General features: G+C 68.9%; 16 protein-coding genes. 4 read left to right on the forward strand and 12 right to left on the reverse strand.

From position 1 onward, the window contains the following. Nucleotides 1-41: 41 nt before the first annotated feature. Nucleotides 42-722, forward strand: coding sequence for a hypothetical protein (locus D7Y15_RS05820; protein WP_126933596.1), 681 nt, complete (start codon nucleotides 42-44; stop codon nucleotides 720-722). A gap of 58 nt (nucleotides 723-780) precedes the next feature. Here D7Y15_RS05820 and D7Y15_RS05825 read toward each other — a convergent pair whose 3' ends face one another. The 7 genes from D7Y15_RS05825 to D7Y15_RS05855 form a co-directional block, all read right to left on the reverse strand. Then, nucleotides 781-1,176, reverse strand: coding sequence for a LysM peptidoglycan-binding domain-containing protein (locus D7Y15_RS05825; RefSeq protein WP_120574353.1), 396 nt, complete (start codon nucleotides 1,174-1,176; stop codon nucleotides 781-783). A gap of 109 nt (nucleotides 1,177-1,285) precedes the next feature. Continuing rightward, nucleotides 1,286-2,230, reverse strand: coding sequence for a hypothetical protein (locus D7Y15_RS05830; RefSeq protein WP_120574354.1), 945 nt, complete (start codon nucleotides 2,228-2,230; stop codon nucleotides 1,286-1,288). A gap of 82 nt (nucleotides 2,231-2,312) precedes the next feature. After that, the gene (locus D7Y15_RS05835; RefSeq protein ID WP_120574355.1) at nucleotides 2,313-2,693 is read right to left on the reverse strand and encodes a hypothetical protein; all 381 of its coding nucleotides are present in this window, start codon (nucleotides 2,691-2,693) and stop codon (nucleotides 2,313-2,315) included. Nucleotides 2,694-2,820: 127 nt separating this feature from the next. Then, the gene (locus tag D7Y15_RS05840; RefSeq protein ID WP_120574356.1) at nucleotides 2,821-3,372 is read right to left on the reverse strand and encodes a hypothetical protein; all 552 of its coding nucleotides are present in this window, start codon (nucleotides 3,370-3,372) and stop codon (nucleotides 2,821-2,823) included. Nucleotides 3,373-3,463: 91 nt separating this feature from the next. Further along, the gene (locus D7Y15_RS05845; RefSeq protein WP_121751935.1) at nucleotides 3,464-4,261 is read right to left on the reverse strand and encodes a class I SAM-dependent methyltransferase; all 798 of its coding nucleotides are present in this window, start codon (nucleotides 4,259-4,261) and stop codon (nucleotides 3,464-3,466) included. After that, entirely contained in the window at nucleotides 4,251-5,027 is a 777-nt protein-coding gene (locus D7Y15_RS05850) for an SDR family NAD(P)-dependent oxidoreductase (protein WP_121751936.1), read from the reverse strand. The genes D7Y15_RS05845 and D7Y15_RS05850 overlap by 11 nt, the downstream gene beginning before the upstream one ends. Before the next feature lie 163 nt (nucleotides 5,028-5,190). Continuing rightward, nucleotides 5,191-5,817 (reverse strand): TetR/AcrR family transcriptional regulator C-terminal domain-containing protein, encoded by a 627-nt coding sequence (locus tag D7Y15_RS05855; protein WP_121751937.1) that lies wholly within the window; start codon nucleotides 5,815-5,817, stop codon nucleotides 5,191-5,193. Between the two features lie 91 nt (nucleotides 5,818-5,908). Between D7Y15_RS05855 and D7Y15_RS05860 the strand changes: the two genes are divergently transcribed. Continuing rightward, nucleotides 5,909-7,357 (forward strand): FAD-dependent monooxygenase, encoded by a 1,449-nt coding sequence (locus tag D7Y15_RS05860; RefSeq protein WP_121751938.1) that lies wholly within the window; start codon nucleotides 5,909-5,911, stop codon nucleotides 7,355-7,357. Between the two features lie 104 nt (nucleotides 7,358-7,461). On the opposite strand, the gene D7Y15_RS05865 is transcribed toward D7Y15_RS05860, so the two are convergent. Genes D7Y15_RS05865 through D7Y15_RS05885 form a run of 5 tightly spaced genes read right to left on the reverse strand, consistent with a single transcriptional unit; the run spans nucleotide 7,462 to nucleotide 11,503 of the window. After that, nucleotides 7,462-8,289, reverse strand: coding sequence for a 3-keto-5-aminohexanoate cleavage protein (locus D7Y15_RS05865; RefSeq protein WP_120574361.1), 828 nt, complete (start codon nucleotides 8,287-8,289; stop codon nucleotides 7,462-7,464). Next, on the reverse strand, nucleotides 8,286-8,684 hold the full coding sequence (locus tag D7Y15_RS05870; RefSeq protein ID WP_199733715.1) for a hotdog fold domain-containing protein: 399 nt from the start codon (nucleotides 8,682-8,684) through the stop codon (nucleotides 8,286-8,288). Before D7Y15_RS05870 ends, D7Y15_RS05865 begins: the two co-directional genes overlap by 4 nt. Then, complete coding sequence (locus D7Y15_RS05875) at nucleotides 8,681-9,466, reverse strand: OAM dimerization domain-containing protein (protein ID WP_120574362.1); 786 nt, start codon at nucleotides 9,464-9,466, stop codon at nucleotides 8,681-8,683. The genes D7Y15_RS05870 and D7Y15_RS05875 overlap by 4 nt, the downstream gene beginning before the upstream one ends. Before the next feature lie 4 nt (nucleotides 9,467-9,470). Next, a complete protein-coding gene (locus D7Y15_RS05880; protein WP_120574363.1) occupies nucleotides 9,471-9,956 on the reverse strand; it encodes a hypothetical protein in 486 nt (161 codons plus the stop codon). Then, nucleotides 9,953-11,503, reverse strand: coding sequence for a lysine 5,6-aminomutase subunit alpha (locus D7Y15_RS05885; RefSeq protein WP_121751939.1), 1,551 nt, complete (start codon nucleotides 11,501-11,503; stop codon nucleotides 9,953-9,955). Before D7Y15_RS05885 ends, D7Y15_RS05880 begins: the two co-directional genes overlap by 4 nt. 333 nt (nucleotides 11,504-11,836) lie before the next feature. Between D7Y15_RS05885 and D7Y15_RS05890 the strand changes: the two genes are divergently transcribed. Both D7Y15_RS05890 and D7Y15_RS05895 read left to right on the forward strand, forming a co-directional pair. After that, nucleotides 11,837-13,363 (forward strand): catalase, encoded by a 1,527-nt coding sequence (locus tag D7Y15_RS05890; RefSeq protein ID WP_121751940.1) that lies wholly within the window; start codon nucleotides 11,837-11,839, stop codon nucleotides 13,361-13,363. A 77-nt stretch (nucleotides 13,364-13,440) separates the two neighbouring features. Beyond that, nucleotides 13,441-14,012: ankyrin repeat domain-containing protein (locus D7Y15_RS05895; protein WP_148712700.1), on the forward strand; the 572-nt coding region annotated here is incomplete at its 3' end.

Below are 14,012 nucleotides of genomic sequence, written 5' to 3' on the forward strand. Positions count from 1 at the left end.
CTGCTGAATCCCGCATCCAATTGACGCTACATTCCGGCGGCATGACCCCATCTCCTCGTCCGCTCACGGGCGTTGTGTCCGCTGTCCTCCTGTTCCTCGCCGTGGGCCTCGTGATGCCCGGGTGCTTCCCCACTCAGGGCGCCTGCGTCCATGGCTCGTCCATCTATTTCTGCAATGAGGACACCGAAGACGAGTGCCGCGACTTCTGGTGCGACGGCTGGGACTACTGCGGCTACTTCGACGGCGACTCGTGCGAGGACGTGGGCTTCTCTGACGGCGAGGTGTCGCTGAACAGCTTCTCCGAGCCGAGGACGCCCGACTGGAGCTGGGGAACGCCTTCCGGCGGTGGTGGCGGCGGCGGCGGTGGCGGCAGCGGCAACGGCGCGTGCGCCTACTACGATTCGAACCTGAACCGTGTGCTCTGTGATCAGCGCACCTCGGCCTCCAGCTGTTCGGGCAAGTGGATGGGCAGCGGCACCAACTGCTCCAGCCTCAAGTGCACGAGCAACACCGACCCCAACAGCTGCACCGTGTCGGGTGGAAGCTCGGGCGGCACCTGCACGTCCACCTACCAGGGCCCCACCGGCGACGCGCAGGTCTACACGCAGTGCGCTTCCGTGTGGAACTACCGCTGCCAGCAGAAGAACGACAGCGCCGCGGACCAGAACTGCCTCGTCTACGACTCGCTCGAAGCGACGGTGGAGTGCCCGTACTGCCCTTGAGCCACCAGGCCGGCGGGCCGCGAAGCAGCGGTCCACCGGCAAGCGGGAGCGCTGAGACTCAGGCGCGGTTGGCGATGGTCTTCGGCGGCAGCTTGAGGACCTGGCCCACCTTGATGTGGTCCGGGTCCTTGAGCTGATCCTTGTTGGCCTCGAAGATCTTCGTGTACAGCTTCATGTCCCCGTAGATGTCCTTGGCCAGCTTGCTGAGCGTGTCGCCGGACTTCACGGTGTGCACGCCGTAGGGCTCCTCGTGGGTCACGGTGAGCATGACCATGATTTCATCGTTCCACTTCGGGTGCTTCGCCTTGATCTGATCCCACATGCGATCGCGGTCGAAGGCGTGGTCGACGGTGCCCTTGATGATGAGCTTGCCGTTCTCCTCGCGCGCTTCGACCTTCGCGCCCACGTTCTTCGCCACGTCCAGCACGTCCTGGTAGTCGTTCTGCAAGGCCATCCGTGTTCTCCTGTCGTGAGGGCGCGAACTCAAGCACTCCGCCCCCTGGCCATGACGGACCGCCGGGAAGGACGTGAACGAAGCTCAACACTGCGGAGCCAGGAGCTGTTCAGAGCACCACGTCCGCGCCGGGCTCCGGTGCGACGTTCAGCTCCTCGGGCGGTGCGAAGGTGCCGTCCGGCCGCAGCTCACGCAGGACCTCCTCGCGGCTCAGGCGCACCTCGCGGATGGTGCCATCCGGCGACAGTGCGTAGACGCGGTCCTGGTCCTCCACGCCCACGAAGAGGCCGCCCAGCGCGGGATGGAGCATCACCAGCGCGAGCTCCGTCTCCAGCGGCCCCGGGAAGAGCACGTGCGCGTGCGCGGAGAACTGGGGCCGCTCGCCGTCCGCGTCCGGCGCGACCGACACGGGGATGAGCCCCTGGTGCAGGGGCAGCTCCTGGAGCTTCTGACGGCCGTCCTTGCTGAACTTGAAGCGGAAGTCGCCGCCCAGCAGGTACAGGTTCGAGTCGTCGAAGCCCTGGAGCACGTAGACGGTGATGCCGTCGTCCTCCTCCAGCACGACGGGCTTGAGCTGCTTGCGGCCGTGCACCTGGTAGACGCGCTCGCAGGCGGCGCTCGCTGCGCGGGCCAGGGCGTCCATGCCTTCGGGCAGGGACTCGACGGGAAAGTCCTCCATCTCGCCGGAGAACTCGATGGGCGCGCGGTACGCGTACGCGGGAACGAACGCGTCCTGCGGATTGAAGCGGCCGAAGACGGAGTACCAGGCGTTGCCGCGCGGCACGGTGAAGACCCCGTTCACCCGCGAGCGGTCCACGTCCGGACGCGCCTGCAGCAGGTCCGTGGCGCTGGTGGTGCCCTTCTCCGATTCGACGATGTACTGCGCGCGCTTCTGCACGCGCTGGAGCTCCTTGTCCGCCACCAGCTCCACCGGTGACTCCGCCGCGTCCGGCGCGCCCACCGGGGCCTGCGCCGCTTCCGCCTGGGGCGCGCTGGAGTGCGCGCGACAGCCGGCGGTCAGTGCGACGAGGGCGACGAGGAGACTGCGAAGCATGGGGACTCCCGCGGACGTAAGGGCCCGGTCAGTCTGTGCCGGCCGGGGCCCTCGCGTCACGTTCCCCAATCACGGTGGGACCTCAGGCGCCCTGCTGCGTGGGCGCCAGCGCCGCCTTGATCTTCTCCTTCAGCGCCTTGCGGCGCTCCTTGAACTGCGAGCGCGTGGTCTCGTCGACCTGGCCGTTGCTGGAGGCGCGCGCGGCCTTCATCTCCTCGTGGAGCTGCTTGGCCTCCGCCTTGAAGCCGTCCGCCTGGGCCTGCGTCAGGCGCCCTTCGGCGACCTGCTTGTCCAGCCGGTGATCCATGCGGCCGAACTTGTGGCCCCCGCCGCCGTGCTTGCCCCGGCGGCCCTCGCACTGGCCGGCGTTGGAGTCGGACGGCGCGGCCGTCTGGGCGAGCACGGGCACGGCGAGGAGCAGCGTGGCGACGGCGGTACCGCGAAGCATGGACTTGAGCGACATGGTGTGTGGACTCCGGGTTCAGGTCAAAACGCTCCGGGAGCAGCCGTGCAGCCTGCTTCCCGTCGCGCTCTGACACTCAAAACCCCGGAGCCCGCCGAAGGTTAAATCGCCTCCGGAAAACCGCCGGCTACTGGCAGTCCGCCAGGCCGTAGGTGAAGTCCTGGCGAGGCGTGTGGCCCGGGTCCTGGTTGATGGCCGCGATGCTCAGGTCCGTGTACGACACGGTCTGCGTGCTGCCGATGACCATCTGCGTGCGCTGCACGCGCGTGGTGGACAGCACCACCTTGCCAATCGAGCCACCGGGCTCGACGCGGTAGCAGTTCATGATGCGCGGGTCCACCGTGGAGCGGCGGCACTGCGTGTACTGACCCAGCACCGTGCGCTGCTCATACGTGCAACGGCAGTCCCAGGGGTCATAGGCCTCCACCACCGTGGCCGCCTCGTAGCCCGTGGCGGTCTGGACCACCTCCAGGTAGCTGCCATCCTGCGGCTGCGTGCAGCGCATCAGCGTGTCACCCACGGCACCCTGCTTCACCTCCGCCAGCGCGGGCTCCACCTTCACCTGCGCGCCCGCCTCGATGGCCTGCAGCGGGTCCCTCGCGTCCGCACCCTCACAGCCCAGGCCCAGCAGCGAAACACCCAGCATCACGACCGCGGAAAAACGCAGCGACACCTTCATGGACGACTCCTACGAATGGGGGGATGCCCGGGAGGACCCGGACATCTCACCTGTAGGCTTTCGCGGCGGCCAGGTGCAACGCCCTTCTGTGTCACGAACGCGATTCAGGCTTCAGGGCACGCGTGGCCATGAAGGTGGGCAGGAACGTGGAGAGCAGGTCCTTTCCCCCTTCGTACTTGTCCTCGAACAGGTTCGTGAGCACGAAGCCCGCCTCCATCTGTCCGCCCAGCTGCTCCTCCAGCGAATGGCCCACGACCATGGGCTCATCCTTGTCGGTGTAGCGGCGGCGCTCCTCGACGGTGAGGCTGGTGAAGTCCGAGTACGGCATCGTGTACTTGAGCCGCATCACGCCCTTCTCCTCGTCCACCGGGTCGAAGAGGTAGCGCACCGGGTTGCAGATGCCCGACAGGAGCACGCCGCCCGGCCGCAGCACGCGGAAGGCCTCGCGCCACACCGACAGAATCTCCTCCGCGAAGCAGTTGGAGCACGGGTGGAAGATGAGGTCGAAGCTCCCGTCGGCGAACGCGGACAGGTCGCGCATGTCACCCTCCACGTACTGGAGCGACAGCCCCTCGCGCTCGGCCACGTTGCGGTCCTGCGCCAGCTGCGCGGGCGAGTTGTCGAACACGGTGACGTTCGCGCCCGCCGCCGCGAGCACCGGACACTGCTGGCCGCCCGCGCTCGCCAGGCCCAGCACGTCCTTGCCCTTCAGGTCCCCGAACCACGCGCGAGGCACGGGCTTCGTCGGGGTGAGCACCACGCTCCAGTCGCCCCGTCGCGCGGCGGCGATGACCTCCGGATCCACCGGCAGCGTCCATCGGTTGCCGCGTCCCACCTCGCCGTTCCACGCCTCGCGGTTGTACGTCCGCACGTCCAGGTCAGTCTTCATGCAGCACCCGTCCTTCCATGCCCCCGGCCACGGTGACGACCTCGCCCGTCACGTGTCCGGAGATGCGATCCGACGCAAGCGTCACCACGACGCGCGCCACGTCCTCCGGCTGCCCCACCTTGCGCAGCGGCATCGTCCGCGTGACGCGGCCGACGAATTTGGGGTCACCCAGCTTGTCGCGGTTGCGATCCACTTCCGTCCAGCCCGGGCACACCACGTTGACGCGGCCCATGGGCGCGATGCGGTGCAGTTCGTTCTTCAGGCTCTTCACGAAGCCCGCCGCCAGCGCGCCCTTCGCCGCCGCGTAGTCCGTGTGGCCCGCCTCACCGAAGAGGCCCGCCGTGGAGCTGATGATGACGATGGTGCCCGTGCCCGTGGTCTCCACGTGGCGCAGGAACGCGCGGCAGCTCAAGAACACGCTGTCCAGGTTCTGCGCCAGCGTGCGCCGCCAGCGCTCCAGCGACATCCGCCACAGCGGCTCATCGGGCGCGGGATAGACGCCGGTGTTGCACACCAGCACGTCCAGCCGGCCCAGTTCCTTCACTGCCTGGGGCACCAGCGCGTCCACGTCCGCCTCCACCGTGAGGTCCGCGCGCACGGCCGCGCCGCCCACCTCTCGCGCCAGTGCCGCCGCCTTGTCCTGGCTGCGGTGGTAGTGCACCGCCACCTTCGCGCCCTCGCCCGCGAACGCCCGCACCAGCGCGGAGCCGATGCCGCCCGCGCCGCCCGTCACCAGCACGCCCTTGCCCTGCAGTCCCGTGTCCATCGCTGCGCGACTCCTCGTGGGCTCCCGTCAGAGCGGGAGGAATGCGCGGCATGATGCCCGAGCCATCCGGCGCGGACAGCCGGGACGTAGGGGCGGTGTCGGAGGGTGCGCTGCGTGCCGGGCAGCGGGACGAAATGCGCGGCGGGAACCTGACAGCGACGCGCTACGGCGTGGACATCCGCGATCGGATGCCCGCCACGAGCAGGTCCAGCCCGAAGGCGAACCGGCGCTCGAAGTCGCGGTCCAGGATGGCATCCACCGCGCCGGCCGCGTGCGGATAGCGCGCGGAGGCGAGCTGACGCAGCGCCCCTTCCCGCTCCTTCGCTTCGGCGTCCTGCGCGGTGAAGCCCTGCTCCTCGATGGTGAAGCCGAGCACGTAGTCCAGCACGGTGAAGGCCGCCCAGCCCGCCGCTCGCGAGTCGAACCCCGCCCGAGTCAGCGCGCCAATCACGGTGTCGGAGACGCGCAGCGTGTGCTCGGACACCACGATGGTGCCGGCGTAGACGCGGGCGCCGTCCCGGTGGGCCAGGAACGCGCGCCGCAGCTCCTCCGCCACGGTGCGCACCACCGGCTCCCACGGTGACTCCGGCGTCAGCGTGCGCGCCACGTCCCGCACCAGCGTGTCCGCCATCGCGTCCAGCAGGGCCTGCTTGCCCGGGAAGTGCCAGTACAGCGACGGGGCCTGGATGGAGAGCGCCTTCGCCAGGACGCGCATCGTGAGGCCCTCCAGGCCGTGATCGTCCAGCAGCGTCCACGCCGCCGCCACCACCTGCTCCCGCTGGATTCGCATGCCCGCGCTGCCCCTCGCTGGCTTGACAATCTAACGCCGTTAGTCGATCCCTAACAACGTTAGTTTGACGCCTTCGGGCGGGAGGTCGGTCATGGCGGAGGTCCTTGATGTGGCGGTGGTGGGGGGAGGTCCCACCGGGCTGTGGCTCGCGTGCGAGCTGGCGCTGGCGGGCGTTCGGGTGGAGCTGTTCGAGCGGCGCGTGGAGGCCGTGCGCGAGTCCCGGGCGCTGACGCTGCATCCGCGTTCGCTGGAGGTGCTGGCGCTGCGAGGGCTGGAGGGCCGGTTCCTGGAGCGGGGACGGCCGCTGCCCACCGGCCACTTCGCGATGCTCGACACGCGCCTGGACTTCAGCGTCCTGGACACGCGCTTCCCCTACACGCTGTTCCTTCCGCAGGCTGTGACGGAGGCCCTGCTGGAGGAACGGGCGCGGGAGCTGGGCGTGGCCGTGCGGCGCGGCCACACGGTGGAGGCCCTGCGACAGGACGACGAGGGCGTGGACCTGGAGGGATCCACGGACGCGGGCACGTTCCGCATCCGGGCGCGCTTCGTGGTGGGCGCGGACGGAGCCCGGAGCGCGGTACGGAGGCTTTCGGGCATCCCGTTCCCGGGGACGGACGTGACGCGCACGTCGGTGTTGGGCGACGTGACGTTGGGCGCGCCGCCGGCCCAGCCCGCCCTCGGTATCTCGAACGAGCGCGGCGGCGTGATGGTGGTGCCCATGTCGCCGGGCATCCACCGAATCGTCGTGAATGATCCGCTCCGGGAGAAGGCGCCGGTGCGCGAACCCGTCACGCTGGAGGAGCTGCGGGAGAGCACGCTGCGCATCGCGGGTTCCGACTTCGGCATGCGCGAGCCCCGGTGGCTGTCCCGCTTCGGCAACGAGACGCGGCTCGCGGAGCGCTACCGCGAGGGACGCGTGCTGCTCGCGGGCGACGCCGCGCACATCCACTTCCCGGCGGGAGGCCAGGGGCTCAACGTCGGGCTGCAGGACGCGATGAACCTGGGATGGAAGCTCGCGGCGGTGGTGAAGGACGGTGCGCCGGAGGCATTGCTCGACAGCTACTCGCGCGAGCGCCGTCCCGTGGGTGAAGCGCTGATCCACAACACGCTGGCGCAGACCGCCCTCATGGGCGCCACGCGGGAGACGCTGGCGCTGCGCGAGTTGCTGAGCGGATTGCTCCGTGAGCCCCGGCTGAACCGCCAGCTCGCGGACAACATCGGGGCGCTCGACGTGGGCTACGCGCCGCTGGACGTGCCCGCGCCCCAGACACCCTCACCGCTGCTGTCCGAGTGGTGCGGCCGACGCCTGAGCGACGTGGAGCTCGGCACGGACGCGCGGCTCTACGCGGCACTGCATCCGGGCCGGTGGTTGCTGCTGGGTCTGGGCGAGGACGACGCACGCCCCCTGCCCCGCTGGGAACCCGGCTGGCCCTCCCAGGTGACGACGCTGCGCGGTCGCCTGGGACGCGCGGACTTCGAAGGCGTGGGCGGCCTGCTGGTGCGTCCGGACGGCCATGTCGGCTGGGCCTGGGCCGCGTAAGCAGCCGGGAGGCCGCACCGCGTTCGAGCATCGCGGAGACGAAACACGAAGGCCCGGGGCGAATCCGCTCCCGGGCCTCACGTGATGGCTCCGCGTGTGAAACCTCAGCCCAGGCGCAGCAGCTGCCGGGCCTGCTCGGGGGAGGCAATCTCACGGCCGGCGGCACGGGCCCGCTTCGCGGCCTCCGCCACCAGCTCGAAGTTGCCCTTCGCGAGCACGCCCTTGGACAAGTAGATGTTGTCCTCCAGGCCCACGCGCGCGTTGCCGCCGCGCTTCGCGGCCTCTTCCACGAACGGGAGCTGCTGGCGCCCCACGCCCGCCACCGTCCAGGAGCTCCCCTCCGGCAGCGAGGCGATCATGAAGTCCAGCACCTCCGGCCGCGCCTGCAGCGTGCCCGGCACGCCCAGCACGAAGTCGAAGTGCGCCGGCAACTCCACCAGCCCCTCCTTCGCCAGGTAGCGCGCCTCGTCGATCATCCCGACGTCGAAGCACTCCAGCTCCGGCTTGAGGCCGATGCTCTTGATGCGCTTCGCGATGTCGCGCACCAGCGGCCGGGGATTCCAGAACACCTCTTCCCCGAAGTTCACCGTGCCCGTGGTGAGCGTGGCCATGTCCGGCTTGTCCGCGCCCGTGAGCGTGAGCCCGCCGCACCGCTCGTCCACGCCCATGCCCACCGCACCGCCCGTGGACACCTGGACGAGCACGTCCGTGCGCTTGCGGATGGCTCGGATGGCCGCGCGGAACAGCTCCGCGTCCTGCGACGGCTTGCCCTCCGCCGTGCGCACGTGGATGTGCACCATCGCCGCGCCGGCCTCGCGGCACTTCGCCGCGTCCTCCGCGATCTCCTCCGCGGTGATGGGCAGATACGGCGTCTGCTCGCGCGTCGTCTCCGCGCCCACCAGGGCGGCGGTGAGGACCATGGGCCTGCTCATCGCTTCACCCGCTGCTTGTCCTTGGGCACCACGCACGTGCCCGAAGCGCGGCACACCACCACCGCCTCTGGCAGCACGTCCGCCGCCGAGTCATTCACGTCCGTCCGGGGCTTGATGACCTTGCGAGCCTCGAAGCGCATCTTCCGCGACGTGTTGCCTTCGCTGATGATCTCGCCCTCCGCCTCGATGAAGTCGCCCGCGTACACCGGAGCCAGGAACTCCACGGAGTCGTAGGCGCGGAACAGGCCCTCGTCCCCGTCCGAGCGGATGCACAGCTCCGTGGCCACGTCCCCGAACAGACCGAGCATCCGCGCCCCGTCCACCAGGTTGCCGCCGTAGTGCGCGTCGTGGCTGCCCATGCGCAGCCGCAGTACCGCCTTGGTGCCAGTGCTCACGTGGGTTCCCCCTGGTAGTGGGAGTCCGCGGACTCCGTGCCCTCTTTCTTCATCACCGCGTGCACGATGTAGTTCGCCACGTCGGACGGCTTGGTGCCCGCCCCGAAGCCCGCGTCGAAGCCCAGCTCCAGCGCCAGCTTGTGGTCCACGCGCGGCCCGCCCAGCAGCAGGAGCGTCTTGCCGTGGATGCCCGCCGCCTTCGCCGCGTCGATGAACTGGCGCGAGTTGTCCTTGTGCACGTCGCGCTGCGTGACGACCTGGGACACCAGGATGGCGTCCGCGTGCTTCGCGGTGGCCTTCTTGATCAGGTCCTCGTTGGGCACCTGGCTGCCCAGGTTGAACGCCTCGAAGCCGGGGTAGCGCTCCAGGCCGTAGTCGCCCGCGTAGCCCTTCATGTTCAGGATGGCGTCGATGCCCACCGTGTGCGTGTCCGTGCCCGTGCACGCACCGAAGACGACGATGCGCCGGCGCACCTTCTCCTTGATGAGCGCGTTGAGGTCGTTGAACCCCATCTTGCGCACCACCACCTCCGGCACGTCGATCTCCGCGTAGTCCAGCGTCACGTTGGAGCGGGCGTAGACGACGAAGAACGTGTACTGGTCCGCCGCGCGCTCGGCGGCGGCCACCTTCACGTCCGTGAAGCCCATCTTCTTCGTGAACTGGGCGGCAGCCTCCTTGGCCTTCTCCGACAGCGGCACCGGCAGCGTGAACGACAGCTGCACCATGCCGTCGTCGCGACGGTCGCCGTAGGGGCGGATGATCTGCTTGCTCGGCTTCACCATCGAACTAGCCCTTCTTGCCCTTGGGCGGCGTGAACGACACGCTGGTGCCCACCTTCTCGGCCACCGCGGCGAAACGGTCCTTCTTGCCCTGCTCCATGTAGAAGACCACCGACCAGGTCGTCTTCCCGTTGCAGCCCACGTACGTCACGGTGTCCACGTTGCCGCTGCCGTCCGGCGCCGCGTCCGTGTCCATCTTCGTGGCCGCCGGCTGGCCGCCGACCTTCAACATCGTCCAGCTGTCCCCGCCCATGTTCGCGAGGATCTTCGTGCGGCACAGCTCCGCCTTCATGCCCGCGGTCTGCACCGTGCCCACGTCCACCATGAAGTACGCGTCGCCAGAGGGCGCCAGGAACTTCTCCGAGCCGTCCACGCTGGAGCGCGTCCACGCCGCCGGGGCCTTCAGCGCGATGTTCTTCACCGTGACGCTGCTCAACGCATCCGCGCTGCCGCCCGCGGCCACCATCACGGCAACAAAGGTACTCAGGATCATGACGCCTCCAGCATTTCCAGGAACGGATTGAAGTAATCCGGCGCCTTCTCCAGCACGCCGTCCAGGCCCTTGCCACCGGTCTCCTCGCGCTTCACGTCGCCGAAGCGCCCCTTGCCGATGGCCGCCACCATGCCCTCGGTGTGGCACTCGCGCAGCAGCTCCTCCGCCTTGGCGAAGACCTCCCGCGCGCGGTTGGCGATCTTCCCGTCCTCGCGAACGGTGAACTCCTCGTCGATGCCCCGCGCCGCGCGGTGGATGTACGACGCGGACTTGAGCGCCACGTACCGGTCCGCGAGCAGCGGCGTGTGCATGGCCTCCGTCATCATGCCCAAGAGCTGGATGCCCTGCCGCGTCCAGATGGCCACCAGGTCCGCCATCACGTCGTACGCGTGGCTGAAGAAGATGTCCGTCTCCTTGTGCTTCGTGGGCGGCATGTACTTGAGCGGCGCGTCCGGGAAGCAGCGGCGAACCAGCATCGCCTGCGACAGCTCCAAGAGCAGCGTGTCGTCGCGGTACGGGTCGATTTCGTACGAGTGCCCGATGCCCAGCTGCCAGTCCTTGAGGCCCGCGCGCTTGGCGAAGCACTCGTTGATGAACTGGCTGGCGATGACGGTGTGGGCCGCGTCGTACGCGTCCGCGGTGGTGATGTAGTTGTCCTCGCCGGTGTTGATGATGATGCCGGCCAGGGCGCAGATGCGGCGGCTGAAGTACTGGTCGATGAACGTCCGCCGCATGTTGATGTCGCGGAAGAGGATGCCGTACATCGCGTCGTTGAGGAGCATGTCCAGCCGCTCGTACGCCGCGCAGAAGGCGATCTCCGACATGCACAGGCCGGACGAGTAGTTGGTCAGCTGGATGTAGCGCTTGAGCTTGCGGCTCTCGTCATCCAGGGCCTCGCGCATCACACGGAAGTTCTCCTGGGTGGCGTAGGTGCCGCCGTAGCCCTCCGTCGTCGCGCCGTGCGGCACGTAGTCCAGCAGCGACTGCGCCGTGGAGCGGATGACCGCGATGACGTCCGCGCCCGCCTGCGCCGCCGCGCGCGCCTGGTCCACGTCGTCGTAGATGTTGCCGGTGGCGACGATGACGTACTTGTGCGGCGCGGGCGACATGGGGAACTGCTCGCGCAGGGCGTTGCGCTGGGCGATGCGGGACTTCAGCTCCGCCATCGCCGCGCGAGCCTCCTCGCGCACGGCGTCGCGCAGGTTGGCTTCCATCTCTGGAGACAGCGCGCCCAGCTTGTCCGTGGGCAGCGCGGTGATGCGCTCCACGGCGTCCAGCGGACTGCTGGCGCCCAGCTGCAGCGCGCGGCCGTACCAGTACGCGGCGCCCCGGTTGAGCACTCCGGCGGACTGAAGCTTGTCCACCATGAGGTTGGCCATGGGTACGCCACGCGCACCCGCGCCGGAAATGCCAAAGAAGCGCAAGACGGTGCGCTCATTGGAAACAGTGGTGTTGCGTTGGATGAGGTCGAAGATCGGATTGACGATCTCGTCCGCCAGCTTGCGCGCCTCGGCAATCCGCGCGTCGTCGATGAACGGGCCTGACATGCGCGCACCCTACCCGAGCCCCGCGCCCTTCTGCGCAAGAACACAGGCGCCCGCACCGCCAGCAAACGATGCCGCACCGCGCCTCTTGAATGGCGAGACGCATCACGCAAAAGCCTTCTCACCGAAATGTCGATGCACGCGTGAGCACCGATAAAGCGGTGATCAACACCACCGCCATTTCGGTTCAAACACCGAAAGGCCGGTGATCAGGCTGAGCCCCATACGCTCAAACCATTGAAATCACAGGAGGTGAACGTTCGGCACGAGGCGTGCTCTAGGGGTGGCCCGGTTCCCCCGTAACCCAAGGAGTTCCCCTTGAACCGACGCTCGTTGATGTTCGCCGTCCTGCTGTCTGGCGCCCCCGTCCTCGCCGCCGGCAACCCTCCGCCCATCACCACCGACTCGGGCGCGCCGCTGGGCACGAACCAGAGCTCCAAGACGGCCGGCCCGCGGGGCGGCATCCTCCTGGAGGACTTCGCCCTCATCGAGAAGCTCGCGCGCTTCGATCGTGAGCGCATCCCGGAGCGCGTGGTGCACGCGCGCGGCGTGGGCGCGTATGGCTCCTTCGAAAGCTACGGCGACTTCTCCAACCTCACGCGCGCGTCCGTCTTCTCCCAGAAGGGCAAGAAGACGCCGATGTTCGTGCGCTTCTCCACGGTCATCCACCCCAGCGGTTCACCGGAGACGCTGCGCGACCCGCGCGGCTTCGCGCTGAAGTTCTTCACGGACGAGGGCAACTGGGACCTGGTCGGCAACAACCTGCCCATCTTCTTCATCCGTGACGCCATCAAGTTCCCGGACATGGTGCACTCGCTGAAGCCGTCCCCCATCACCAACCGGCAGGACCCGAACCGCTTCTTCGACTTCTTCAGTCACCAGCCGGAGTCCACGCACATGCTCACCCAGCTCTATACGGAGCTGGGCATCCCGGCGAGCTACCGGCAGATGGACGGCAACGGCGTGCACGCCTTCAAGTTCGTCAACGCCAAGGGCCAGGTGAAGTACGTCAAGTTCAACTGGAAGTCGCAGCAGGGCGTGAAGGGCCTCGCCGTGGAGGAGGCCACGAAGCTGGGCGGCGAGGACTTCCAGCACGCCACGCTCGACCTCTACACGAACATCCAGGCCGGCAAGTTCCCCTCGTGGGAGCTGAGCGTGCAGGTGCTGGATCCCAAGGACCTGGACGGCTTCACGTTCGATCCGCTGGACGCCACCAAGGAGTGGCCCAAGGACAAGCTGCCTCCGGTGAAGCTGGGCAGGTTCACCCTCAACAAGATGCCGGACAACTTCTTCGAGGAGACGGAGCAGTCCGCCTTCTCCCCGGGCGTGATGCCGCCGGGCATCGAGCCGTCCGAGGACCGGCTGCTGCAGGGCCGCCTCTTCTCCTACGCGGACACGCAGCGCTACCGCCTGGGCGCCAACTACCTGTCGCTGCCGGTGAACCGCGCGCGCGCCGCGGTGGAGAACAACAGCCAGGCCGGCGCGATGAACAGCGGCAACACGAAGTCGGACGTGAACTACGAGCCCAGCATCACGCGTGAGACGCAGGACACGCCCTCCGCCCTCTTCTCCAACGCGCCGCTCACCGGCACCACGCAGCAGCGCCCCATCGCGAAGACGGACAACTTCGCGCAGGCGGGCGCCTTCTGGACGGCGCTCGACGCGGTCGGCAAGGAGCGGCTCATCCAGAACCTGGCTGGCGACCTGGGCCAGGTGCGCGACGCGAAGGTCAAGGCGCGCATGGTGGGCCACTTCTACGCGGCCAACGCGGACTACGGCACGCGCCTGGCCAAGGCCGTGAACGTGAAGCTGGACGACGCGAAGGCCACCATCGCCCCGCTCGCCACCACCGGCCAGCCGTGACCTGACGCACCGGGGCCGCCGGTGACGCCACGGCGGCCCCCTCTCTCCTTCACGCTTCCTTCGCCGGAGACGCCCTCATGGTTCGCAAGCTGCTGCTCGGTTCGTTGGGTCTGGTGATGCTGGTGTGCACGGTGCTGACCGCCGCGTGGATGTCCCTGCGCGCTCCAGCGACGCCCGCCGGACGGCTGCTCGCCACCAGCGACGCGGAGCGCTACCTGCTCGCCGCCGCGCGCGAAGGCGAGACGGACATCGTCCAGGGGCTGGTCAAGGCCGGCACGCCCGTGGAGGCCCGCGACACGCGAGGCTTCTCCCCCCTCATCCTCGCCGCCTATCACGGCCACACCCGGACGGTGCAGGCGCTGCTCGACGCCGGGGCGGACGCGTGCGCGGGTGACAACCGGGGCAACACGGCCCTCATGGGCGCCGCCTTCAAGGGCTACGCGGACGTGGTGAAGCTGCTCTCCGCCCAGCCCTGCGCGGTGGACCAGACCAACCGGCTGGGCCAGACGGCCCTGATGTTCGCCGTCCTCTTCGGCCGCACGGAGGTGGCCGACCAGCTGCGCCACCAGGGAGCCTCCCCCGCGGTGCGCGACGCCAGCGGCCGCTCCGCCAATGATTGGGCCCAGACCCAGGTCCCCGCCGCCCCCGT

Source organism: Corallococcus sp. AB030 (genome assembly GCF_003668965.1).
Classification (GTDB): Bacteria; Myxococcota; Myxococcia; order Myxococcales; family Myxococcaceae; genus Corallococcus; species Corallococcus exiguus.

What these genes read in the sequence shown, in the direction of transcription:
- D7Y15_RS05820 (WP_126933596.1), top strand. Translation starts at nt 42, where the DNA reads ATGACCCCATCTCCTCGTCCGCTCACGGGCGTTGTGTCCGCTGTCCTC.
- D7Y15_RS05825 (WP_120574353.1), bottom strand. Translation starts at nt 1,176, where the DNA reads ATGGCCTTGCAGAACGACTACCAGGACGTGCTGGACGTGGCGAAGAAC.
- D7Y15_RS05830 (WP_120574354.1), bottom strand. Translation starts at nt 2,230, where the DNA reads ATGCTTCGCAGTCTCCTCGTCGCCCTCGTCGCACTGACCGCCGGCTGT.
- D7Y15_RS05835 (WP_120574355.1), bottom strand. Translation starts at nt 2,693, where the DNA reads ATGTCGCTCAAGTCCATGCTTCGCGGTACCGCCGTCGCCACGCTGCTC.
- D7Y15_RS05840 (WP_120574356.1), bottom strand. Translation starts at nt 3,372, where the DNA reads ATGAAGGTGTCGCTGCGTTTTTCCGCGGTCGTGATGCTGGGTGTTTCG.
- D7Y15_RS05845 (WP_121751935.1), bottom strand. Translation starts at nt 4,261, where the DNA reads ATGAAGACTGACCTGGACGTGCGGACGTACAACCGCGAGGCGTGGAAC.
- D7Y15_RS05850 (WP_121751936.1), bottom strand. Translation starts at nt 5,027, where the DNA reads ATGGACACGGGACTGCAGGGCAAGGGCGTGCTGGTGACGGGCGGCGCG.
- D7Y15_RS05855 (WP_121751937.1), bottom strand. Translation starts at nt 5,817, where the DNA reads ATGCGAATCCAGCGGGAGCAGGTGGTGGCGGCGGCGTGGACGCTGCTG.
- D7Y15_RS05860 (WP_121751938.1), top strand. Translation starts at nt 5,909, where the DNA reads ATGGCGGAGGTCCTTGATGTGGCGGTGGTGGGGGGAGGTCCCACCGGG.
- D7Y15_RS05865 (WP_120574361.1), bottom strand. Translation starts at nt 8,289, where the DNA reads ATGAGCAGGCCCATGGTCCTCACCGCCGCCCTGGTGGGCGCGGAGACG.
- D7Y15_RS05875 (WP_120574362.1), bottom strand. Translation starts at nt 9,466, where the DNA reads ATGGTGAAGCCGAGCAAGCAGATCATCCGCCCCTACGGCGACCGTCGC.
- D7Y15_RS05880 (WP_120574363.1), bottom strand. Translation starts at nt 9,956, where the DNA reads ATGATCCTGAGTACCTTTGTTGCCGTGATGGTGGCCGCGGGCGGCAGC.
- D7Y15_RS05885 (WP_121751939.1), bottom strand. Translation starts at nt 11,503, where the DNA reads ATGTCAGGCCCGTTCATCGACGACGCGCGGATTGCCGAGGCGCGCAAG.
- D7Y15_RS05890 (WP_121751940.1), top strand. Translation starts at nt 11,837, where the DNA reads ATGTTCGCCGTCCTGCTGTCTGGCGCCCCCGTCCTCGCCGCCGGCAAC.